2 protein-coding genes are annotated in these 613 nt (G+C 65.9%); one reads left to right on the top strand and one right to left on the bottom strand.

Annotated elements, in window-relative coordinates; all coding sequences use genetic code 11:
* On the bottom strand, window positions 1-268 hold a 268-nt coding region (locus tag DTW89_RS19865), incomplete at its 3' end, for a DUF2946 domain-containing protein (protein WP_114657087.1).
* On the opposite strand from DTW89_RS19865, the gene DTW89_RS19860 reads away from it, so the two are divergent.
* Window positions 267-613 (top strand): glutathione S-transferase N-terminal domain-containing protein (locus tag DTW89_RS19860; protein ID WP_236637218.1); only part of this gene is annotated, 347 nt, incomplete at its 3' end. The two genes, DTW89_RS19865 and DTW89_RS19860, sit on opposite strands and share 2 nt — an antisense overlap.

Below are 613 nucleotides of genomic sequence, written 5' to 3'. Positions count from 1 at the left end.
CGACCGGCCACACTGCCGACGGGGGTGACGGGAGTGCACCGACATGGGCGCACAGTGGGCAATCCAGCGTGTGGCTGGGAGTCTCTCGGGCGCCTTCATCGCTTTTCGCCACCAGTTTGATGGCACCTGAGCCCGCGCAAATCAGCTCTACGGCCTGCGGACTGACCAGCGGCGAAGCCACGGCCACGCCGATCGACAGGGCAAACCACGCCAGCGCAAGGCGCGCGAACCAGCGAAGGTGCCGAAGGGTTTGCAGGAGGTGCCGCATGACGGCGCTGATTGTAGGGTGCCAACCCGCCATGGCCTTGACCGGGGTCATCTGTGCGACGGACTTCGCCGGTGCGCTCGCCTACGATGTGGGCTTCCACCCCACGACACCGGAGACAACCCCCATGCTGACACTCTGCGGCTTTTCAGCCAGCAACTACTACAACAAGGTCAAGCTCGCCCTGCTTGAAAAGGGCCTGCCCTTCACCGAAGAACGGGCTTGGGTGGGCGAGACCGACCCCAGCGCCACGCCGCTGGGCAAGGTGCCCTACCTGCGCACACCCCAGGGCACGCTGTGCGAATCGGCGGTAATGACCGACTACATCGAGGCCGCCCACCCCCAGCC

Origin of the sequence: Acidovorax sp. BoFeN1 (genome assembly GCF_003345135.1) — a bacterium.
Classification (GTDB): Bacteria; Pseudomonadota; Gammaproteobacteria; order Burkholderiales; family Burkholderiaceae_C; genus Acidovorax; species Acidovorax defluvii.
Note: the sequence above shows the minus strand (reverse complement) of the source record. Positions and strands in the feature narration are given on the sequence as shown.